This window comes from Aquimarina macrocephali, from assembly GCF_051627225.1.
Taxonomy (GTDB): Bacteria; Bacteroidota; Bacteroidia; order Flavobacteriales; family Flavobacteriaceae; genus Aquimarina; species Aquimarina macrocephali.
Window position 1 is genome coordinate 3,807,552 of record NZ_CP151795.1, and the last position, 21,691, is coordinate 3,829,242.

Below are 21,691 nucleotides of genomic sequence, written 5' to 3' on the forward strand. Positions count from 1 at the left end.
TATCTTATTAAGTTACAAAAAAATGATGAGAAAAAAAGAACTGGATTAACTTTTGTGATGGTGTTAAAATATTGGTTTTAAATAAATTATATGTGATAAGATAGCTGGTTTTATTTCTATAAACATTTTTGAAATGTATTGGTTTTCCAAAGAAATTGACACTTCTATTTGTAGAATAATGGTTCTGTAATTATTGTTTTTCTTACCTATATGATATATTCGGTGTATTCAAATCTTTAATTTCTGAATGGGAATACGGATTCAAATTATTATTTTTAAAATCTGAATTGAATATTCTAAAGAAATATCAGGCTATGATTCGGCGTGGAGGAGCTGAGGTAAAACAAGTAAACAAATCCATTATGAAAGGATTTTAGATTCAACTCCTGCCAACGCCGAGATTATAGCCATATTTTAGTCTAATATCAATTCCATTTGGATATTACATCGCTCATATGGAGTTGAATGCCCTACCACTTTGTTAAATCCCAGTTTATGATACAGGTTAATGGCAGGTTTTAATACGGTATTACTTTCTAAATATATTTTTTGAGCATTTAATGATTGCGCTTTTTTGATTATAGCTTTCCCTAATAACCAACCTATACCTTTACCTTTTGCCTGTGGAGAAACAGCCATTTTAGCAAGTTCAAAATCGTAATGGGGATCTTCCATTTTTATTAAGGCACATACACCAACAGGTTCTTTCTCGTATAATGCAACTAATATCTCACCTCCTTTATCCAAAATGTATTCTTTTGGTTGATCCAGAGATTTACGATCCGTTTCTTCCATCTTAAAAAAAGTAGTGATCCATTCTTCATTGAGGTTTTTGAATGGAATTCTATATTTGTCCTCATAAGGAACAATTTCAACTTTCTTTATTTCTCTAAGTTTCTTTTCTTCTTTTACACGATGAAACATTGATTTTTGATCCAAAAGAAATTCAAATTCTTCAATAGCATGCCACATATTATGCCTGCTTTGATTTAAGGTAACCTCTACAGCTTTTTGTACATCGGTATATTGATCTTTAATATGATTTGCTATCTGCCGGCCTTTGGGAGCCAGTTCGATATTATTTTTTCTCCTGTCATTTTTATCTTTCTTTTCGCATAAAATTTGTTCTTTAACCATCTCCCGAACAATTTTGCTTACAGAGGGGTGAGAGTGACCAATTTCATTGGCTATTGCAGTAATAGATTTCTCGCTATTCTGAGACAAAACATAAAACACAGGAAACCATTTTGGCTTTAAATCCACATCATACATTTCATAAATTTTCGTAGCATCTTCTGTCATCTTTTCGCTTAACATTCTAAGCCTGGTGCCAATTGCTATTATACCAATATTGTCAAAAAAATTCATTTGCATAATTAATTACGTAATCAGTTACGTAAATATAATGATTTACTTTCTTTTTTCAAAATAAATTCACTTTTCCGAAGATATTGTGATAGAGGTAAAGTACTATAAAGCAGTTTGAAACCTTATATTTTGTTTGTAGTTTATTTTACTAAAAAACCCGATCGAATGGACCGGGTTTCTTTTATAAAAAATAGAAATATTTTTACTTTTTGGATCCGTTTTTCATGTTTTCTTTAACAAGTCCATAGAACTCATCAAATTTTGGATCAATTATAATTCTGGTAGCAGTTTCTATACTTTGCGAACCATATTCGCTTTTTCCCAGAACATCCATTCTTTTTGGATCCACTTTAAAATCATTTTGTAGAGTTCTTACTACCGATGCAGCTTGCTTGGTACTAAGATCCCAATTATCGCTAATACTTTTATCTTTAAAATTAATTGCATTGCTATTTCCCTCGACAATGATTTTTAAATCAGGTTTCGCATTTAAAGCATTTGCTATCTTTTCCAAGACACCTTTTGCTTTATCTTCAATAACACAATTATTATCATCTTCACCAAACAGCAATGTATTGGCCAAAGTAATTAACACAGCTCCATTTTGTACGGCAATATTAGCATCACTACCAAGAGCATTTTTTAAAACTGTTAACGTTGCCAATTTGGTAGAATCGGTTTTACCAATAGCATCGTTTATCGTCTTAATCTGTTTATCTTTTTCCTGAAGACTTTCAAGAGAAGTTTCTAAGTTCTTAGCTTTCTGATTAGATAATTGGGTAAAACTACTCATGTTGGTCAAAAGAGAAGCATTGGTCTCTTTTAGATCTTTTACTTGTATCTCCATTGTTTCAACCTGAGTTAATGTTGCTTTTTCTTTTTTACGAGAATCATTTAACTCAGCTTCGGTAGTTTTTAATTCCTTTCTTAGCTTATTTATTTCTTCAAGAAGGTCCTTTTTTTTCTGTGCATGAATAGACAAAGTCGAAATAGACAATACACAAACAAATAAAATAATTTTTTTCATCGATCTTTAATATGATTTGTTGCAATTGCTAAAGTAAAACATTTTTATAAATAACATGGCAACTGGTCGTTATGACTTTTCTAATAGTTGCTTTGCATTTTTAATACTAGAATTGATTTGATCCTTTAATGAATTCACTTTAATTTCTTCTTCCTTAAGCAATTTTATTTGCGAAGATACCTTTTCAGGATCTGTTTTGCTACCTTCTTCTTCATGAGGAAATTTATCACTAAAATCACTCATCCAGGTCATCATAAAATCATAGGCATCTTTTACTTCTTGTTGTGCTTTTGCATATGATTTCCCTTGAGCAGTGGTATCAATTTTAGTTTCTAGATCTTTTATAAGGCTACTCATTTCGCCCATTTTTGGCATAACTTCATCATGCACATCAATTACTTTTTGCATGAGAACATCAAATTCTTGTTCTTCTTTAGAAAGTTGATTACAGGATGTAAATACTAATAATAGTAATGAAGTTGCGTATAAAAATGATAATTTCATAATTGTAATTTTTTAAGTTTTTGTTTTGTTGCTAGTCTAAACGTTTCAAAGATATTGTTTTTCCTTTTTCTTATGAAGTTTAGCCGCTTTGTATTGTTGTCCGATTTTATTCATTTTATGCATTTGTATAATGATACAAAGTAGGCAAAATGAAATTGCTGTGATTAGAATAAAAGTTAACATATACATTAGATTAAGATTTCTTGATTTTTTTTGTTAGATATTCTGTACCAATGATCAAAAGAAGACTTATTCCGAATAGCGGAAATACGATAGCTAAGATTCCTATTAGTGCGATGACTCCATATCCGATTTTGAAAGTCACAGGCACTTTTGGAACTCCCCAATCCCCTTTACGTTTTCGCATTATATAAGAAACCAAAGCAGAGATGCTCATTATAGTTAATGCTATTGCAGTTAGTAACATCAACCACCAACTCCAGGCTCCAAACTCTCCTTGATGAAATGCCATGACCCACATTCGACCACGCATTAAGACCCCTACATCGTTCCAATTATTAGATAATATTTGCCTACCAGAATATTGATCAAAGTGAATCTTTTTTTGAGTATCTAGGTTTGATGGGTTTAAATTAGATACGCTAAAAATACTTTTTGGTCCTTTTGGAAAGTGAACTAGTACTGTTCCCGGAAGGTGAAGTGCTTCTGCTTTGGCTACCATTTGATCTAATGTTAACGCATCTCCTTTGTCTTTTGATTGCAATTGATGTCCTTTCCATGTAGTTGGGTAGCCTGTATTGGTTATTCTTTGAAGGTCTTTAAAATTTTTGCCAACCACATCTGTCCAGGGAAAACCACCGGCTAAAATGAGAAGTAATAATCCAGAAATCCAAATCCCGGTAATAGAATGCACATCTCTAAAGAATATTCTCTTTCCCTGGTTTGTTCTGGGTATAAAAACACCTTTTATTTTCCGGCCACGTTCGGGCCACCAAACGTATAACCCGGTAAGTATGAGAACTACCATCCAACTAGCGATAAGCTCAACGATTTTGGTGCCAAATGTACCCATTAGTAATTCGCCGTGTAGTTTTCTAATTTTAAACATATTTGTATCCCGAGTAATAATTTCTCCGGAAATATCACCTGAATATGGATTTACGTATACACTACTTTTTCCACCAAAACGCCCTGATATAAATTCGGTTGCCTGATTGGTAGTAGAAGTTAAAACCATTGTATTGGGTTTTTTAATAGCATTTTTGTTTGCGATTCCCCATTGTTCCTGAAGAGAAATAGGAGCTCCTTGTACAATAACCTCTTTAATCTGCTTTTGCTTCGAGGCCTCGTAATCTGCTTTGAATAAATATATCCCGCCGGTTATAGAAAGTACAATTATAAACGGAAGCGATATTAATCCAGCAATAAAATGCCATTTCCAAAGCCATTGATTTAATTTTTTATTTTTTTTCATTTCTTAGTTGAAATTGGCCCTCACAGGTTTTAAAACCTGTGAGGGCTGGTTATTAGAAGTTATACTTCACTCCAAGATGGAAAGCTCTTGGATTACCAATTGTGAAACTATTTTCTCCTCTAAATCTATTAAATGAAGCTCTCGCTGCATACAACTCATCAAAAATGTTAAGCGCATGACCCCATACTTCAAAATCTTTATATTGAATGGTAGCTCTAAGATTAAAAACAGAGTGTCCGTCATAGGTTGCAGTATCAAAAGTTCCATTTTCATTATCTATCTGATCTTCGAAACTGGTATTGTATTTACCTACCAATTCGTGTTCTGCCGTTAAGCTAAATCCAAAACTGTTTTCATACTTCTTACGATATGTAATTAAAGAAGTTCCCAATAGATTAGGAGCTGTTTCTCTGTCGGTATCAGAATAGTCAATTCCTCTATCAAAAAACTCTACATAGCGATGCTGGGCGTAACTACCATTATGAGTTACCGATAACCCTGCTATAGGGATCCAGGTTATACCATATTCGATACCATATGATCTTGTTTTACCAGCGTTGGTGCTAAAAAAGTTATCATCTGTATCTCGTAAGGTAATTAAGGTGTTTTGCCCTTCGAGAAGATAAATAGCAGCATCTAATTTTAATTTTGAAGGAATAGTAAAATAACCTCCAACTTCGTAATTATGATAACGACTTGGTTTTATACCTAGTAGTTCATTTCGGTTGCGATACAATGTAGAAACCTGTGGTGGTGCAAACCCTTGCGAATAGTTTGCATACATTCCGGTTTTTGTATTAAAATTATAATTGAGACCTAACTTAGGAGTTAGATTATTAAAATTATCGACAGCGTCATTTACGCCTGTAGTTTCAACTTGATTGTCATAATCATATTCAAAACCATCATAGCGTAATGCCGCAGTGATTTTTAAGGCATCGATAGGCGATATCTCATATTGGAAAAAGCCCGCATAATTAAATATATTAGCTTTATAATTAAGGATAAAATCTCTGGAATTAACAGCGTATTCCAGATTTCTTCCCGTTTCGGGATCAACAACAACTTGTATGGTCTCTGCTACATAATCTTGTGGGGAATAATCTGCTGTAGTACCAATAATTAAAGAAGAATTAGCAAAGTTGAAATCTAATTTATGTTGAATCAATCCTACAAAACTTTTAAACTGGTTAGAGTTTACTTCTCCCGATCCTAATCCTGTTAATTGCCCTTGATTTCTAAATTGCCGTATTCTGTAAGAAGGAATTTGATCCATTCGATTGTTTCTAACAATAAAATTGAATGAAGTCTTATTAGTATTGCTCCAAAATTTGTCCAGAGTAGTCCTGGCTCTAAATGTAATTGCTTCTCTTTCGGTAAAGGTTTGATCACTTTCATAATTTCCTTCATTGTAGTTGGATTCACTAAGAGAACCCGACATGTCGGATCGATAATCTATAAGATCGAAAACAGTTGTCCATCTTGCGGTTTCGGTAATATCATACACTGTTTTAAAAGTAACAGCTAACTTTTCATAATCACTATGTTCTATGGGACCATCTTCACGCTGTACATGATGACTTCCCAGATAAAAACCGAATTTTTCACTGGTTTGATCAGAAATTTCGAATTCATATCGAGTTAGTCCTAAGTCATTGATTTGAAACCCAACACTACCGCCAAGTTTTTCTGTTGGGTTTTTGGTAATAAAATTAAAACTACCTCCGATTGCTTCGCTACCATAAATACTAGAAGCCGGACCTTTTAATACTTCAACACGACCAAAAGAGGTGTTGTTCATCTCTAATAAAGCATTGTGATTAAATACCGATGTAGGTCGAATTTGAATACCATCTTCGAGGTATAAGAATAACGCTTTTGTAGAAATAGGAGTACGAACAGCCATAAAATGTTGTTCATTACTTGCTGATCTGGAAGTAGACATGAATACTCCTGGCACCTGATTTACCAATTGATCAATACCAAAAGCTTTGGTTTCTGCAATAGCTTGTGTATGTATTGAAGCAATAGATCCAGGTACCTCAGAACGTTTTTGAACTTCTCTACTGGCAGAGGTAACCAAAACTTCTTCTAAAGCTACATTATCTTCTGTTAATTTAATGGTATTAAAAGCATCTGTTAAACTTACTTTTTTGGAGATATATCCCAGAAAACTGATAGTGACTTCTGTAGAATTTTCTAGTGTGATTTTAAAAACCCCTTCCGAGTCACTCATTACTCCATTAGTGGTACTATTAGATTCGATAATAGTTGCTCCCGATAATGGATGATTGGCACTGTCTACTATTTTTCCTTTATATGATTGTTGTGTATAACCGTATACTCCTAAACATAGAGTAACAGCATAAACTAATATGTTTTTCATTGTATATAATGAGTTGCAATGATGATTTCTTCCTATTATGTGGGATCACTTAGAACACTATAATTTAAAGTGCGGTAAGTCGAAAACAAATAATTTGAACTCAAAAACCTTTTCATACAAGACTTGACAAAGAGTTTGATTTTTTCTTTGCCCAAGTATTTGGGCTGATGATTTTTGAATCCTATTATGAGTATATTCAACTAAAAATCTAAGCGTCGATACCAGGAGATATCATCTTTTTGATATTAAAAAATGTTGAATTTTTTGTAATAGTAATTTTTGAATAAGAACCGATGATCTATTCAAAAATTAAATTCAAAATATGTTATGTAATTAAGAAAAGAGGTACTCAGGAGGGTGATCAATATCTTTAGAAATAGTTTTTAAATAGCAATTTTTTAATTTCCAATTTTGAGTATGTTCTGAAACAAAAGGATTTGTGTTTTTTATTTGTATTGTGTTTTCCTGAAAAAATAGAGGAATAAAAGCTTCTGTAATGATGGTTGTATCAGAATTTTCTTTCGATGGTTGTGTCTTAGCCTTCATTTGGCTCATTAAATAACACTTACCATTACAATTAAGACGAGGGCGTTCTTTATTTACACAATATTTTTCTACAATAGTATCAATATTAAGTTGGTAGTAGAGTACAGTACTGATTTCCATAGCAGGGCGTATGGCAAAAGAAGCAAATAATAGTATGGAGAATAAAATTCTCATCAGTATGCATAAATTTCGTGCAAAAATACAAATTTGGATTGTTCTTTTATTCTAAAAAAACAAATAAGCTGTTGCTAAAAAGCTTATTATTTGATTTTTAAAGTTTTATAGGAATAGTAAAACATCTGTATGAGCCACTTTAACAACATTTTATTATTGTTTAGAAGCTGTTTTGAACTTTTGAGAGAGACATTTTTCGTTGATCGTATTTCTCCTGATTATAAGCTTATTTGGTTTATGAAATACTATTTATACCATTAAAAAAGATGTACGATCAAATTAAAGTTAACATTGAATCAGTTTTGGATAATATACTATTAATATTCATTTTTTAAATCAATTAATTTTATACCAACTAAGAAACACAAACTATAAAACAATGAAAAACAATCAACTACGTTCGGTTTTTTCTGAACTTAAGAACGAAATTATTTCTGCACTTCAAGGTGTCTATGAAGATACTGGCCCAGCATAATTGCTTGGGTGTGGTTTATTTTTTAAAGACACACACTTTGATTTTTACATACAATTAAGAAACAAAGAAACATCTAGTAAACGATAAATAACATGTTCGTTTATATAGACGTTAAAAGACTATTGATTTATGGCGTTGTAGTATTTATAGACAACATCATAAAGGGCTTATCATCTATTTTCGAGTATAAAGGGTATCCTTTACTATTTCGAAATATACTTATTTATTTAAAACTTAACTTATTTATCCTGATCGATAGACCTATAATAGATCGAGGGATATTTTATTTACACAAATCTTATGAAATCTTCACAGTATTCTCTATATGAGAAAAAAACAATATGGCTTTTTTTTGGCCTAATAATGATAATTCAATTATCATTTGCTCAAAATCAGAACCCCATACCAATATCATCATCAAATCATTCATCAGATCATTGTTCAAGGGCTTCTCATCAAAATGATGGAACTATTCCTAGTGCCAGAAGCAAAGATCATTCTTTTGGAATAGCTAAAAAGGCTGCATGTCAATATAGTACCAATGCGCAGTGGGGTAGTTTATCTACTTCTGCATTGATAAGTGCTATGAGGCAGACAGGGGATTATGATTGTTATAGGGATTTATTTAACTATAGTTCTTATTCAACCAGTATTTTTTCTAATACCAAAGTAAAAGCTGTAGCTAATGAAGTAAGAGGTCTTGCATCCTCATATAATGGAACCAATAGTACAGGAATGTATGGATTAACAATTTATCTGCACATCGCTATTTATCTGGATTTTAATCAATCGTCAATTGATTTAACACCAGATACTTATAGTGCGATACATGAAGCTATCTCTGGTTTGGGAGGTAACTCGTCACTTCTTAAGCATAATGTATATGCTATGGATGTATTACAGGAAATACTTATAGTGGCAGGAGATTTAAAATCACGTCATAAACCAGCTTCTATCAATCTTTTTGAAAGAGTGATACGAGATTTTGCAGTTAACGAAACCTGGAAATCTATTACAGATCCAGATATAGAAAAAGCGTATACTAAAGGGATGAATGCAGTTTATAATGCTTTTTATAATACAGTAACTGATGATTTTGTAAACGGACTGGTTAGTGACAAACAATCTATTGATTTGTTAGCAAAAGCAGCAGTGAATAGTGCATTGATTAATAAAGGAGGGGATTTTCAATATTTGTGGCAAAATGCAACGGGTGCATTGGCCATATTAGCTGCATCTGATAAACTTATTGGTGATATACAAGGACACCTGGCAGCTATAACAAATTATTTTCCGAAACTATCCCCTAATTGGGCAAAAGCGAAAATGGCTCTAAATCAATATGGAGATTGTAGTGCGTATAACCTTTGCCAACATCCATTGTCTATACGACAAGAGGTAGAAGAGTACTTGTTTCCAAAGACAGTATCGTATGATGATGACAAAATGATCATTCGTACCCCTCTTAGCGATGAAAAAATACAAAACCTGTATCATGCTGCAAAACAAGTACAAAGTCAGTTTTTTAGATTATTGCAAACAGATGAGCCGGTTGCAGGAGATACTAACTCTACCATTAATATGATTGTTTTTGGTTCTAAACAACAATATGACGATTACGCACCATTGCTATTTGGTATTCGTACTGATAATGGAGGGATGTATCTCGAAGGGATTGCGACTTTTTATACCTGGGACCGAACTGTTGGAGTAGAAAGCTCCTTATCTCTGGAATCATTATTTAGACATGAATATTGCCATTATTTACAAGGAAGATATTTGGTGCCTGGTAATTGGGGATCATCAGATATATATAACAATAGTAGATTAGTTTGGTATGAAGAAGGTATGGCTGATTTTTTTGCTGGATCTACAGATACTAATGGAGTACAAATGTTAGCGCAAAATACCAGAGCTATTATCAATAAAGGATCGGGTTGGCCTACGCTTAATACCGTTTTTAACTCAAGTTATACGAGTGGAAATTTTTACCATTATACTTACGGAAACGCAGCCTGGTATAATTGGTATCTTAACAATTTTGACTATTTGAAACGTTTTTTTGATTATACCAGAAATAACGACATTACCGGATTTGATAATTTTGTAAGTGAGCTTAGAAATAATGGGGAAACTTCATATAATAATTTTTTACTTAACGTAAAAAACGAACAAGTAATTGGATGGCAGCCTACAACAAGTTGGTCTGATGATAACCAAATTAGTATCGGAAGCCCTTCTGCACTTCAAAATGAAATAGGAAACCTACCCAATACCAGTAATATTTCGGTTGCGATAGATGCCGAAAAATCCTATCGCCGTTTTAAAATAGAAGGTAAGGTAACAGGTTCTGGATCAGGAGCAGCTCCTAAAGATATTGCTAAACAGCTAGACAATGTCATATTGAAGCTTAGAGAAAATGAACTCGTAAATAACTTTAAATATACTGTAGGGTATTTTAAAAATTTAAATTCATCAGGTAGTCGTTCTGCCGATTTTATAATTACAGGGCCACTTAAAGATGCAGATATTAGTGATAGCCCGGTAGCAGAGTTTTCGGCTACAAATATGACTACTATTGCGGGAGGAAAAATAGATTTTGTAAACGAATCTACGGGGTATATTACAGGTCTTGACTGGTCTTTTCCTTCTGGAGCTCCTTCTAGTGCGACTAATAAACAAACACCACAGATAACGTATAACTCCCCGGGAGAATATAATGTTACATTAACGGCAAAAGGAACTGCAGGAAGCAGTGATACAAAGACGATTCAGAATTATATTAAAGTATATCCTTCTGGTACAAATACATATTGTAGTGCCACCAATAAAGAAGGAGGAGATGATGTTCATATCACAAAAATTCAATTAGGTGATTTTGAGAATACTTCTGGATATACAACATCCTATGTGGATTATACCTCGTTGGCAGCAATAATACGAACCAACCAAAGTACTCCATTGGATATTACAGTACAAAATGAGGGTTGGAGTTATAATGCATTAGGAGTGTGGATTGATTGGAACCAAGACGGAGATTTTGTAGATTCTGGAGAAGAAGTCTTTCATAAATATGGCGCGGGACCATATAATCAACAAATTACTCCCCCGTCTGGCGCAAAATTGGGTACAACCCGAATGAGAGTACGATTGAGCTATGGAGCAGAAGATAATATTACTCCTTGTGGAGCGCAAAACAGTATTGGAGAAATTGAAGATTATTCAATTATAGTAACAAATGATCCAGCTCCTGTTAATACTCCTCCTACAATAACAGTACTGAAACCTTCTAACGGACAGAATTTTGTTCAAAAAGAAAATATAGCTGTAGAAACTGTTATAAAAGATGATGAAAAAGTCGAAAAAGCAGAATTAAAAGTAGATGGAGAATTAATTTCTACAGATTATGTAGCGCCTTATCAATGGACACATATCAATAAATTAAATTTTCTGCCTCCAGGACAACATGAATTAACGATCACAGCATATGATAATGATGGCGCAACAGATTCTAAATCGGTAACGCTAAATATAGAAAAAGCACCAATTACTTTTTGTGACGCATCTAATGAAGATAGTAAGTTACATATTACTCAGGTGATTTTTGGGGATATCAATAATAGTACTGCTCATAATCCCTATTCGGATCATACCAATTTATCTACAGTTGTCCAAAAAGGGGAACAAATTGCATTGACTATAAAGACTATAAATGAGAACTGGTCATATAATGCAATTGGAGCCTGGATCGATTGGAATCAGGACGGAGATTTTATAGATACAGACGAGGAAGTATTTTCTCTTTACGGTCCTGGGCCCTATAATGGTACAGTAACAGTGCCTTCTTCGGCCTTAACAGGAACTCCATTACGAATGAGAGTAAGAATGGGATATGGATCTAAAGATAAAATAAACCCTTGCGGAAATGATACATATTTAGGTGAAGTAGAGGATTATACTGTTTATGTAGGTAATAGTACAACACCCACTTGTAATGATGGTATCCAAAATGGAGACGAGACTGGAGTAGATTGTGGTGGCTCATGTACTCCTTGTCAGGTTACACCAACCTGTAGTGATGGTATCCAAAATGGAGATGAAACTGGAGTGGATTGTGGTGGTTCATGTACTCCTTGTGCTACGTTGACATACTGTGCTGCAAATGGAAATAGTGTATCTGATGAATATATTAGCAGAGTTCAATTAGGAACAATTGATAATACATCTGCAGCAGGAAGTGGAGGGTATAATGACTTTACTTCTGTATCTACAGCTTTGTCTAAAGGAATTGCACATACGATTACTATAACTCCGACTTGGACAGGTACTAGTTATACAGAAGCCTATAGCGTATGGATTGATTATAATCAGGATGGAGATTTTGAAGACCCTAATGAACAAGTGTTGAGCAAAGCGGCATCAAAAGACACTTCTGTAAATGGAAACTTCACAATTCCTGATGGTGCAAAAAATGGAAATACCAGAATGAGAGTATCAATGAGATACAATACAATCCCATCACCATGTGGTTCTTTTGATTATGGAGAAGTAGAAGATTATACTATTTCTATAGGAACAGGTTCAACACCTACTTGTAATGATGGTATCCAGAATGGAAATGAAACCGGAGTAGATTGTGGTGGTTCATGTACTCCTTGTAACACGAATAGCGGAGTGGTCTATGTTGATATAAATGATATAACAGTAACCTCGTCAAATACCTGGGAGTTCTTTAGAATAGAAACGGGAGATAATAAAGATTATGGTGCCTGGTATACTAGCAATTCTGTGAGATTGGTTACTTATGATAAAGATCTTGTTTGTGTAGACACTAGTAAAAATGTGACATTGATAGGAGAGGGGATAGGAATTGATAGTGCTAGTAATTTTAGAGCAGAATCTAATAGCTATATTATAAGTTCTTCAGATTATACCGATTGGAAGGGAAAATCAGGCTTTGTAGGATTTACTTTTAAAATTAGTAATAATACACATTATGGTTGGTTCCATATATCAGTAGCCAATAATGGTCTATCCTATACTATTTTGGATTATGCATATAATACAAATCCAAATCAGACCATTATTACAAAAGTAATGAACTTAAAAAATCGTGATGATAATAGCTTAGGTGATACCATTACTATTTTTCCTAATCCATTTACCGAGAACTTTGTGATCAATACATCAACATTGGATAAAAGGGACTTGGTGGTAAAAGTTTATGACATACAAGGAAAATTGTTGATCCATAAAAAATATGGAAAAAATCCCGGGCAAATAATTTTAGGGCAGCAGATTAAAATGTCTGGGAGCTATTTTGTGAAAATAATGACAGATACAAAAACAGAAACATTAAGGGTTTTTAAATATTAATAAGGAGTTATTAATAGGTAGTGTTATTGATAAAAAGGTTGCTTGAAAAAGCAACCTTTTTTATAAATTAAAAGACTCAATCTCAAAAATGAAGTTTCATACCTTCATGAGAAGCTATAAACCCTAGTTTCTCATAAAATCGTATGGACTCGGGGCGCTTTTTATCTGTAGTAAGTTGTAGTACATGTGCTTTTTTTTGTTTTGCCCGTTCTATGGCCCATTCAAACATTTTTTGCCCAATTCCTTTACCTCTTTGATCCTCTCTAATTCTCACAGCCTCAATTTGTGCTCGTATTCCTCCTTGATACGTTAAATATTGTATGAAAGATAATTGTAAGGTGCCAATAATTTCAAAATCATTATTCTCTACTACAATCAATTCCTGGTTTGGATCAGCATTAATAGCTGTAAAGGCTTCAAAATATTCTTTTGGGAGAGGAATTTGATAGTTTTCCCTGGTTTTTCCTAGTTCGTCATTAGCAATCATTTGTACGATTAAAGGAACATCTTGTTGGGTTGCTTTTCTAAAATTCATAGTATGTGTATATACAGAACACTCTGGCTCATATAATTATCCTTTTATAAAAGTAATACTATCTTATATTTTGGAAGTAAAACCTGTATTGTTTTTGAATAGATACTCTTGAAGATTTATAGTTTGCCCTTCACCAAATTCTATGATTCTATCATCATTCCATTTATATAGTTCTTCAATTGGTTCCTTAAATAATGAGAATGATGTATGATGTACAGGTAAGATAACGGATGGTCTGGTGATTGTTACGGTGTCTTTTAAAAGATCGGCTGTATATGAAAAAGGGCCACCAAATTTGTCTAAACCACCTCCTCCCATATTGGGGATCAAAATATCTGCTTTACGTCCTTTAATGTGTTTTTTCATTTTAGAATGATTGATAGTATCTCCTGTTACATAAATCTCTAGAGATTGACCATCTTTCCTGATTTTTATCCAATAACCGTTAACTCCTCCACATAATATAGCTGATATATAGTTAGAACCATGAACACAAGTTATTGCTTCAATTTCTATCTCATAACCTTTACTATTTGTATGTATTTTATCCGCCCAATCCATGAACGAAACATTTTCTAAAGATCTATTAGCAAACCATGGTTTTATGTTTTTATGCGAATATACTTTTGAGCTCGATGATATTTTTGACATTCCAAGCTCATCAATATGATCTGAGTGATTATGAGTTAATAACCAAATATCGATATTCTCAAAATCCGAATTTACGAATTGAGGCTTTGTTCGCCTTTTAGCTTTAAAAAATTTCAGATCAATTATAGTATTTATGTCACAAAGAATAGGATCGCAAGCAATTTTAAGATCTCCAACTTTTAATATCCATGTTGAAGCACCAATCCATTTAAAATCTATATTTAAATTTTTCATATATTTACATATTGAGTTACTTTAAGTAACCAAAAATAATTCAAAATATATTGATAAACAATAACTTACAAATTAGTAATTAAGTAACATTATGATAACTAATACTGATAAACAACAGGTTAGATTGAAGAAAAAAATTGAAAAATATTTTGTTTCTACTGCTCCATATTTAAAAGAAGGGTTTTGCCCGACAAAAAACCTGTTAGCAACTACTTTAGATAAGTGGAGCTTGTTATGTGTTTTTAATTTGGGGTATTATGAAGTTCTTAGGTTTAATGAATTAAAAAAAAATATAGATGGAATTTCCTCAAGAATGTTAGCCGTTACCCTGAAGAAATTAGAAGGATATGATATTGTAGAACGCAAGGTTTATCCAGAAATCCCTCCCAAAGTAGAATATTCTCTTACGAAATTTGGTTTTGAGTTATCAGATAAAATCATAGACTTAAGTAATTGGTTTATGGATAATTCTAAATCTTTACGATAATTTATGTATTTCATTAAAAATGTACCTTCTATAATTAGATAACCCTACTATTCCTATATTTATAGCGGTAAATAGTTCTATGGACTGAATAATACTCACTATACTATTTATTAGTTTTTTTGAGCACAAACAATCAAGGTTTCCACTTTCATTGTTTTTCCATCAATTTCTTGCCCTGGTTCTTCTTTTTGAATATGTTCTGTAACCATGAAGTTATTATTGTGTAATAATTGGATAACTTCTGATTTGTTAAACATATCAAACCCATATTTTACAAAGGGATATGCTGCCATACTTGATTTTGGTCTTAAAGAAATGATTAGTTTTCCTTTAGGCTTTAAAACCCTTCTAATCTCATCCAAAACACGTTTAGGATCCTCCCAGAAATAAATAGTGTTAATGGTGAAAATTGTGTTAAACTCTGCATCTTCACAAGGGATTTTGTCAGCATTGGCTATGAAAAAATCAACCTTTCCCTCTTGTATTAGTTTTTCATTCAATGCAGTTGCCTTGCTCACCATTTCTTTAGAATAATCGCAACCTTTATATTGAATTGTATTTTCTAGTTTAAAAATATCTTTTACAAAAAAACCATTTCCCATACCGATTTCTAATATAACATCGTTTGCTTTTGGGGTCAATGCATCAATAGTGTGAAGGTTGATAAATTTATTACCTACATTCATTTTTTCTCCCATTTCTATTCCCCAATCTCCTTCGGGTTTTCGTAGTTGTAGAGCTATGTTTTTAAGTTGTTCTTCTGTCATTTTTGGATTAAAAAAAAGGTGTATAATAATTTAATCTATTTCTTGTTAGTACTACTACTTTTCTGATCACTACTGTCTTTGAGTTCAATTAATGTTAGTTGTGCAGCAGCACATAGCTTTTCATTTCCGTTTTTAATGATAAATACTTCAGATTTACAAATAGTTAATGTTCTTCCATTTTTTAAGACACTTGATTTTCCTATTAACAATTCTCCATCTCCGGGTGCCATTAAATTGATCTTAAACTCTACGGTTAAAACAGAGGAGTTTTCTTCCATTAATGAAAATCCAGCATATCCAGCTGCATTATCAGCAATTGTACTAATTATACCAGCATGAAAAAAACCATGTTGCTGTGTTAAACTCGAATGATAAGGTACATGGATCTCGCAATACCCTGGTTGAACGTCTATCAATTGCGCATTGATTAGCTTCATGAACTGTTGACGTTCAAAGCTTTCTTTAACTTTTTTCTTATAAGTATCTGACTTAGGTTCAAATTTCATTCTAAGTGAAAAATAATAAAATTATGCTTAATAAGATACTAATTATCTAGAAAAATCAATTAGTAAGATCTTTGTTTGCTGTAGTGAATAATGGTAATGATATTTTATATTTTACTACTAGTAATCGAATTAAAATGATTAGCAAGGCAGTAGAGATATATGTGATATTCTGATCCAAATCAAATGAATATAAAACCATAAAGCATATCCCACCTGCGATAGAAGCTGTGGCATATATTTCTTTTCTGAAGAGTACAGGAATTTCATTGCATAAAATATCACGAATTACTCCTCCAAAACAACCCGTTGTAGCTCCAAGAGCAATAGAAACAATAGGTTCTAATCCTGCATTAATCCCTGTTTCGACTCCTACGATAGTAAAAACTCCCAAACCAATGGTATCAAATAAAAAAATTGACCCTTTAAGATAATCGAGTTTGTTTCTAAAAATGATAGAAAATACAGTAACTCCACCTATCAAATACATGGTGGTCGTATTTTGCATCCAGGAAACTGGAGTATTACCTATAAGAATATCTCGAATAGTACCCCCGCCAATAGACGTGACAAATGCAATGATAAAAATACCAAAGAGATCTAATTTTCGATTCATTGCGCTTAATGAACCTGATATTACGAATGCAATGGTTCCTAAAATATCTAAGATATTAAAAATTGTCATCTCGTTTATTTTGTGGTTAAATGTAATATATCTTGTCTGATTTTAAAACATTAAAATTTTATGTTGCTTGAAAAGCAAGTAATTATCTAAACTCTTCACAAACTCAAATTACTCTTCACAAATCGTTTTATTGGTATGAAGTGTTAACTATTATTTTTATTAAACAAAACTTAAAACACAGTAAAAATGAAAGAAAAATTACTTGCTCTAGGTCTATTTTTTATAGCAGTAAACAGTTACAGTCAGAGTATCAATTTTCCTGACCCTAACTTTAAAAATGATTTGATACATCATTCTCCTTCAATTGATTTGAATAATGACGGAGAAATAGATGTTTCAGAAGCACAAAATTATAGTGGCCTTCTATCCGTTGGGCAGACTCCATTCATACATGATTTAACAGGAATAGAATTTTTTATAAACATAAGACAACTTGTTGTTGCAAGTGGTTTGTTAATAAAGCTAGATCTAAGTAATAACACAAAATTAATAACTGTACAAGTAGACGGAAATAAAATTAATAAAGTAAATTTAGGTAACAATCCTAATCTAATTGTACTTACCTGTTCAGATAATGAGTTAGTCGATTTAGATGTAAGTGCATATTCATCTTTGCAATCGGTATATTGTTATGATAATCCAAATCTCAAAACATTAGATGTGGCAAATGGAAATAATCACCATCCTAATTTTACTTTATTTACAGATAATAACCCTAAGTTAACTTGCATTAATATAGACTCGGGGTTTACGCCTACTACTAATGGGCATTGGAGAAAAGATGCAACGGCTGGTTATAGCGACATATGCGTCCAAGGTAGTACAGGAGGATTGATAGATTTAGGGCCTCTTTCTGATGAGGTACCCGAATCAGGTAAAAAAGTAAGTAATGATATCATCGTATATCCAAATCCAGCAAATAACTTTGTTAATATTCGATCTAAAGAAATAGTAAAGAAACTCACTTTGTATACGTTTGTTGGGGAGCAAGTTTTACAGAAACAAAACACTCCTGAATTAGATATTTCTGAGGTGAATAGAGGAGTATATTGGCTTGTAATAGATACAAAAAGCAAAACATTAAGAAAAAAAATCATAAAAGAATAACATACTTTATAGCCTATTTAAACCGCGTATTATGAAAATGAAAAACTACTTACAAATACTAGTTTTAGTACTAAACCTTTCTTTTTTTAATCAGCTCTTTGCGCAAGATCAAATGGTTCATTTATTAGAACCCTCACGAGACGGAAAAAAGCAACAGATTTTACAAATTGGCGAAAATAATGGTGTAAAATTATTGGCAATGGCTTCTTGTAAACAATGTATGCCGGCTGTTTACACTTATAATCCAGAAGCTAGTAAAGCATCGGGGAAATCTATTTATGGCACCTCGGGCATCTATGTGATACCTTATGATGAAAATAGTTATGTGTCTGTAGCTCCTAAATCACCAGCAGTGGCTATAGGAGAAGGTATTTGGGAGACTTTTTTATATGTTAATTTTTTTAGTGCAGATAAAGCTAAGGTTGCTGGTATGACTAAAAAGAAAGTAGAAGATTGGGCGATAAACTTTTCAAAACAGATTATGACAGGAGGAGTTGGTGCACAAGCTGTTGATAGTGAAAGTAACCTTTATTATCCAGCAGCAAAAAAACTACACAATGGAGAGTCATTTAATTCTGTTACTATAGACATTACAAAAGGAAAAGAGATACGTCTTAATTTTCCTAATGGCCATGGTGAGCGTTATAGTTTTATGGCAGAGTTGAGCAAGATTTTAGAAGTCGATATTTATGACGTTGGAGGTAATAGGAGAGAGTATATGCTTGTAGAAAGTCCGCTTTCGGTTATATGGGCAAAATACAGTTCGGGAAATGATTTAGGAAAATCAGTATGGGGTCCGTACGAAACCTTTAACTATTTCCATAAAGATCAAAAAGCAATAAGAAATTTACTGGTTAGTAAAGAAACTCAGGATAAAATAGATGCAAAATTGGCAGATTGGTCGTTAAAGGCAAAGGAACACACAGAAAAGGCATATGCAACAAAAGAAGCAGAAGCCATAAAAAACAGACGTTTACCTGCAAAAGGGTTTAGTAACTCAGAATTAGAAAAACAAGCGACACTAGCAGCAAAATCTTGGGCAAATCAATATGGTTGGGAAGAAACTATTTCCAAAGCATACTTTGCTGGTAGCGACTGGAGTATTTACAGAAATACGCTAACCGGTGTACAGCTTGGCAGGCGAATTTCTGGTGTTATTGTTATGAAACGTAAGGACGGTACATGCAGTTTTCATTACGCAACATTTGCTCAACAATACAATGGCGGTGGTTATCAAAAAGTATTTACAGAAGGGATTGTTCCAGGGCAAAACGTTTTAGAATGTACCTATGTTAACTGAAACCAGATAAGACTCATAAACTCAAATTACGATTCACAAACTGCTTTATGATTACTAATTCTAAACTACCTATTTTTGTTACATGAATGCAATTAAAGCAATACTGGTAGATGATGAGCAAAGAGCTAGAAACGTTTTATCAAATTTGATAAAACGTTGTGATTTAAATATAGATGTTCTTGCGCAATGTTCCTGTCTTGAAGATGCTGTGGAAGAGATTAAAGAATTACAACCCGATGTCGTTTTTTTAGATGTTCAGATGCCAAATTATGCAGGATATGAGATCGCAAATTTCTTTGAAGAAATGAATTTTGATATCATTTTTGTAACTGCTTTTGATGAGTATGCTATAAAAGCTTTTGAATTATCGGCTATAGATTACCTGGTAAAACCTATAGATAGAAGGCGGTTAATAGCAGCCGTAGAAAAATTGCAAAGCAAAATAGAAAAACAAAAAAAAATACAAGACTATCAGGTTTTACTAAACACAATAAAAGAAAAAGAGTTTAAACAGATCATACTTCCCGAATTAGGCAATAGGCGGATTATAGCTATTAATACGATAATAGCAATAGAAGCAGACGGATCGTATAGCAAAATTTATACGACAGAAAATAAACCGGTAACCACAAGTAAAAATCTAAAATACTTTGAAAACCTAATTCCCGAGGACACTTCTTTTTTTCGCTCTCACAGGACCTGGATGATAAATTTAAAGTATATTGAAGTCATTAATAAATCCAGCTTAACGATAACATTGGCACAAAATATAACCGCTAAAATTTCAAGAACTCGTTTTAGCGCTTTTGAGAATACAATACGATAGATTCGTACTATGAACATACTACTGCAATTAGTTAATCTTGGGGTTACAGAAAAAAGTACCAGTCTGGAGGTAAAACGCTCTAAGGTTCTTAATTTATGCTCTTTGATCTCTTTGTTTGCTGCATTGTTTTTTCTGGGTTTAGATTTTGCAATACAACAATTAACAACATCCAGGATGATGATTTTGATTGCAGAAATTGTTATATTTTGTGGAATACTGTACCTGCAAAAATTAGAACATCTTTTTATGTCCAGATTAGCATTTATATCCGTAGTGATGCTAATTCTTTTCTTGCATGCAAACTTTACATTTAGAGGGTTTTATGCAGAGTACCAGTATATGGTTATTCCTTTGTTTTCATTATTGTTTTTTGATAAAAAGTATCTTCATTATATCTCTCTTGTACTTTCTATTATTTTATTTTATCTACCCAATTATTTATATCCTATTTACCCTGAAGAATACTTTGGATACACCAATGTTGTATTTATGTTTATAGGAGTATTCTTTATTGTGAATCTCTTTAGGAATCTAAACATAAAGAACGAACTGGCTTTAAAAGAGAATAATGAAGAACTACAAAAACAGAATAGCATTATAGAAACTCAAAAGCTACTGTTAGAAAAAGCATATTCAGAATTAGAAGTTAGTAAAAAGAATGAACTGGCATTTTTACAGCTTAAGTCTTTAAAATCTCAAATGAACCCTCATTTTATATTTAATTCTCTTAATTCTATTCAGGATTTAATCCTTCAGCAAAACACAGATGCCTCTTATGATTATATTGTTTTATTTGCTCAATTGGTTAGAAATACATTAAACTACTCTAATAAAGACTTTATTGCTATTGATAAAGAATTAGAATTTTTAGAAGTATATCTTCAATTAGAGAAATTAAGATTCGAAGATGATTTTACATTTAGTATAGAGCATACGAATACAGAAGGTTTATTGGTTCCTTCATTAATAGTACAACCCTTTATAGAAAATGCCCTGATACATGGGTTACTGCACAAAACAGGTAAAAAACAACTCACTATAGATTTTACATTTACAGACCATCTTTTATGTACTATAATCGATAATGGTATCGGTAGAAAAGAATCAAAAAAAATCCAGGAGCGACAAGGAGGCCATCATGAATCTTTTGCCTTAGAGGCTATACAACAACGACTAGAAATCATAAAAGAGCAATATGGTACAGCGGTAGGTTACCAGGTATTTGATTTATATGATAATGGGCATGCTACAGGTACAAAAGTTGAAATCAGAATGCCTTTTCAGAAAAAATACTGATCAGTAGGG

The 21,691-nt window shown here is 32.6% G+C and carries 17 protein-coding genes; 6 read left to right on the forward strand and 11 right to left on the reverse strand.

What is annotated here, in order from left to right:
• Positions 1 to 414 precede the first annotated feature (414 nt).
• The 6 genes from AAFU52_RS16520 to AAFU52_RS16545 all read right to left on the reverse strand — a co-directional run bounded on the left by AAFU52_RS16520 (position 415) and on the right by AAFU52_RS16545 (position 7,440).
• Positions 415 to 1,368 (reverse strand): bifunctional helix-turn-helix transcriptional regulator/GNAT family N-acetyltransferase, encoded by a 954-nt coding sequence (locus AAFU52_RS16520; RefSeq protein ID WP_438422686.1) that lies wholly within the window; start codon positions 1,366 to 1,368, stop codon positions 415 to 417.
• A gap of 202 nt (positions 1,369 to 1,570) precedes the next feature.
• The gene (locus tag AAFU52_RS16525) at positions 1,571 to 2,395 is read right to left on the reverse strand and encodes an OmpA family protein (protein ID WP_438422687.1); all 825 of its coding nucleotides are present in this window, start codon (positions 2,393 to 2,395) and stop codon (positions 1,571 to 1,573) included.
• Between the two features lie 69 nt (positions 2,396 to 2,464).
• Complete coding sequence (locus AAFU52_RS16530) at positions 2,465 to 2,899, reverse strand: hypothetical protein (protein WP_035091618.1); 435 nt, start codon at positions 2,897 to 2,899, stop codon at positions 2,465 to 2,467.
• 193 nt (positions 2,900 to 3,092) lie between these two features.
• Positions 3,093 to 4,334, reverse strand: coding sequence for a PepSY-associated TM helix domain-containing protein (locus AAFU52_RS16535; protein ID WP_438422689.1), 1,242 nt, complete (start codon positions 4,332 to 4,334; stop codon positions 3,093 to 3,095).
• Between the two features lie 52 nt (positions 4,335 to 4,386).
• On the reverse strand, positions 4,387 to 6,720 hold the full coding sequence (locus AAFU52_RS16540) for a TonB-dependent receptor (RefSeq protein ID WP_438422691.1): 2,334 nt from the start codon (positions 6,718 to 6,720) through the stop codon (positions 4,387 to 4,389).
• A gap of 333 nt (positions 6,721 to 7,053) precedes the next feature.
• Complete coding sequence (locus tag AAFU52_RS16545) at positions 7,054 to 7,440, reverse strand: hypothetical protein (RefSeq protein ID WP_438422693.1); 387 nt, start codon at positions 7,438 to 7,440, stop codon at positions 7,054 to 7,056.
• A gap of 775 nt (positions 7,441 to 8,215) precedes the next feature.
• Between AAFU52_RS16545 and AAFU52_RS16550 the strand changes: the two genes are divergently transcribed.
• Positions 8,216 to 13,291, forward strand: coding sequence for a GEVED domain-containing protein (locus tag AAFU52_RS16550; RefSeq protein WP_438422694.1), 5,076 nt, complete (start codon positions 8,216 to 8,218; stop codon positions 13,289 to 13,291).
• 82 nt (positions 13,292 to 13,373) lie between these two features.
• Here the strand turns inward: AAFU52_RS16550 and AAFU52_RS16555 are convergent, their stop codons facing one another.
• Positions 13,374 to 13,826: a GNAT family N-acetyltransferase gene (locus AAFU52_RS16555; protein ID WP_438422695.1), complete on the reverse strand. Its 453-nt coding sequence runs from the start codon at positions 13,824 to 13,826 to the stop codon at positions 13,374 to 13,376.
• A gap of 63 nt (positions 13,827 to 13,889) precedes the next feature.
• Entirely contained in the window at positions 13,890 to 14,711 is an 822-nt protein-coding gene (locus AAFU52_RS16560) for an MBL fold metallo-hydrolase (RefSeq protein WP_438422696.1), read from the reverse strand.
• 91 nt (positions 14,712 to 14,802) lie between these two features.
• Here AAFU52_RS16560 and AAFU52_RS16565 point away from each other — a divergent pair, with 91 nt between their 5' ends.
• Positions 14,803 to 15,198 (forward strand): winged helix-turn-helix transcriptional regulator, encoded by a 396-nt coding sequence (locus AAFU52_RS16565; protein WP_082994864.1) that lies wholly within the window; start codon positions 14,803 to 14,805, stop codon positions 15,196 to 15,198.
• Between the two features lie 110 nt (positions 15,199 to 15,308).
• Here AAFU52_RS16565 and AAFU52_RS16570 read toward each other — a convergent pair whose 3' ends face one another.
• Genes AAFU52_RS16570 through AAFU52_RS16580 form a run of 3 tightly spaced genes read right to left on the reverse strand, consistent with a single transcriptional unit; the run spans position 15,309 to position 17,153 of the window.
• Positions 15,309 to 15,965, reverse strand: coding sequence for a class I SAM-dependent methyltransferase (locus AAFU52_RS16570; protein WP_438422700.1), 657 nt, complete (start codon positions 15,963 to 15,965; stop codon positions 15,309 to 15,311).
• 35 nt (positions 15,966 to 16,000) lie between these two features.
• Positions 16,001 to 16,471 carry a PaaI family thioesterase gene (locus AAFU52_RS16575; protein WP_438422702.1) on the reverse strand — a complete coding sequence of 157 codons (471 nt, stop codon included), beginning with the start codon at positions 16,469 to 16,471 and terminating at the stop codon, positions 16,001 to 16,003.
• Between the two features lie 55 nt (positions 16,472 to 16,526).
• Positions 16,527 to 17,153: a trimeric intracellular cation channel family protein gene (locus AAFU52_RS16580; protein ID WP_438422703.1), complete on the reverse strand. Its 627-nt coding sequence runs from the start codon at positions 17,151 to 17,153 to the stop codon at positions 16,527 to 16,529.
• A gap of 186 nt (positions 17,154 to 17,339) precedes the next feature.
• Between AAFU52_RS16580 and AAFU52_RS16585 the strand changes: the two genes are divergently transcribed.
• From AAFU52_RS16585 to AAFU52_RS16600, 4 genes are all read left to right on the forward strand, one after another.
• Positions 17,340 to 18,260: a T9SS type A sorting domain-containing protein gene (locus AAFU52_RS16585; RefSeq protein WP_438422704.1), complete on the forward strand. Its 921-nt coding sequence runs from the start codon at positions 17,340 to 17,342 to the stop codon at positions 18,258 to 18,260.
• 31 nt (positions 18,261 to 18,291) lie between these two features.
• On the forward strand, positions 18,292 to 19,560 hold the full coding sequence (locus AAFU52_RS16590) for a hypothetical protein (RefSeq protein WP_438422705.1): 1,269 nt from the start codon (positions 18,292 to 18,294) through the stop codon (positions 19,558 to 19,560).
• An 82-nt stretch (positions 19,561 to 19,642) separates the two neighbouring features.
• Positions 19,643 to 20,386, forward strand: a complete 744-nt coding sequence (locus AAFU52_RS16595; RefSeq protein WP_438422706.1) for a LytR/AlgR family response regulator transcription factor — start codon at positions 19,643 to 19,645, stop codon at positions 20,384 to 20,386.
• A gap of 9 nt (positions 20,387 to 20,395) precedes the next feature.
• Positions 20,396 to 21,682 carry a sensor histidine kinase gene (locus AAFU52_RS16600; RefSeq protein WP_438422708.1) on the forward strand — a complete coding sequence of 429 codons (1,287 nt, stop codon included), beginning with the start codon at positions 20,396 to 20,398 and terminating at the stop codon, positions 21,680 to 21,682.
• The last annotated feature ends 9 nt before the right edge of the window (positions 21,683 to 21,691 follow it).

Coding starts and splice junctions, on each gene's coding strand:
- AAFU52_RS16550 (WP_438422694.1), top strand. CDS start 8,216: ATGAAATCTTCACAGTATTCTCTATATGAGAAAAAAACAATATGGCTT.
- AAFU52_RS16590 (WP_438422705.1), top strand. CDS start 18,292: ATGAAAATGAAAAACTACTTACAAATACTAGTTTTAGTACTAAACCTT.
- AAFU52_RS16545 (WP_438422693.1), bottom strand. CDS start 7,440: ATGAGAATTTTATTCTCCATACTATTATTTGCTTCTTTTGCCATACGC.
- AAFU52_RS16520 (WP_438422686.1), bottom strand. CDS start 1,368: ATGAATTTTTTTGACAATATTGGTATAATAGCAATTGGCACCAGGCTT.
- AAFU52_RS16600 (WP_438422708.1), top strand. CDS start 20,396: ATGAACATACTACTGCAATTAGTTAATCTTGGGGTTACAGAAAAAAGT.
- AAFU52_RS16535 (WP_438422689.1), bottom strand. CDS start 4,334: ATGAAAAAAAATAAAAAATTAAATCAATGGCTTTGGAAATGGCATTTT.
- AAFU52_RS16570 (WP_438422700.1), bottom strand. CDS start 15,965: ATGACAGAAGAACAACTTAAAAACATAGCTCTACAACTACGAAAACCC.
- AAFU52_RS16525 (WP_438422687.1), bottom strand. CDS start 2,395: ATGAAAAAAATTATTTTATTTGTTTGTGTATTGTCTATTTCGACTTTG.
- AAFU52_RS16530 (WP_035091618.1), bottom strand. CDS start 2,899: ATGAAATTATCATTTTTATACGCAACTTCATTACTATTATTAGTATTT.
- AAFU52_RS16555 (WP_438422695.1), bottom strand. CDS start 13,826: ATGAATTTTAGAAAAGCAACCCAACAAGATGTTCCTTTAATCGTACAA.
- AAFU52_RS16595 (WP_438422706.1), top strand. CDS start 19,643: ATGAATGCAATTAAAGCAATACTGGTAGATGATGAGCAAAGAGCTAGA.
- AAFU52_RS16560 (WP_438422696.1), bottom strand. CDS start 14,711: ATGAAAAATTTAAATATAGATTTTAAATGGATTGGTGCTTCAACATGG.
- AAFU52_RS16575 (WP_438422702.1), bottom strand. CDS start 16,471: ATGAAATTTGAACCTAAGTCAGATACTTATAAGAAAAAAGTTAAAGAA.
- AAFU52_RS16540 (WP_438422691.1), bottom strand. CDS start 6,720: ATGAAAAACATATTAGTTTATGCTGTTACTCTATGTTTAGGAGTATAC.
- AAFU52_RS16580 (WP_438422703.1), bottom strand. CDS start 17,153: ATGACAATTTTTAATATCTTAGATATTTTAGGAACCATTGCATTCGTA.
- AAFU52_RS16585 (WP_438422704.1), top strand. CDS start 17,340: ATGAAAGAAAAATTACTTGCTCTAGGTCTATTTTTTATAGCAGTAAAC.
- AAFU52_RS16565 (WP_082994864.1), top strand. CDS start 14,803: ATGATAACTAATACTGATAAACAACAGGTTAGATTGAAGAAAAAAATT.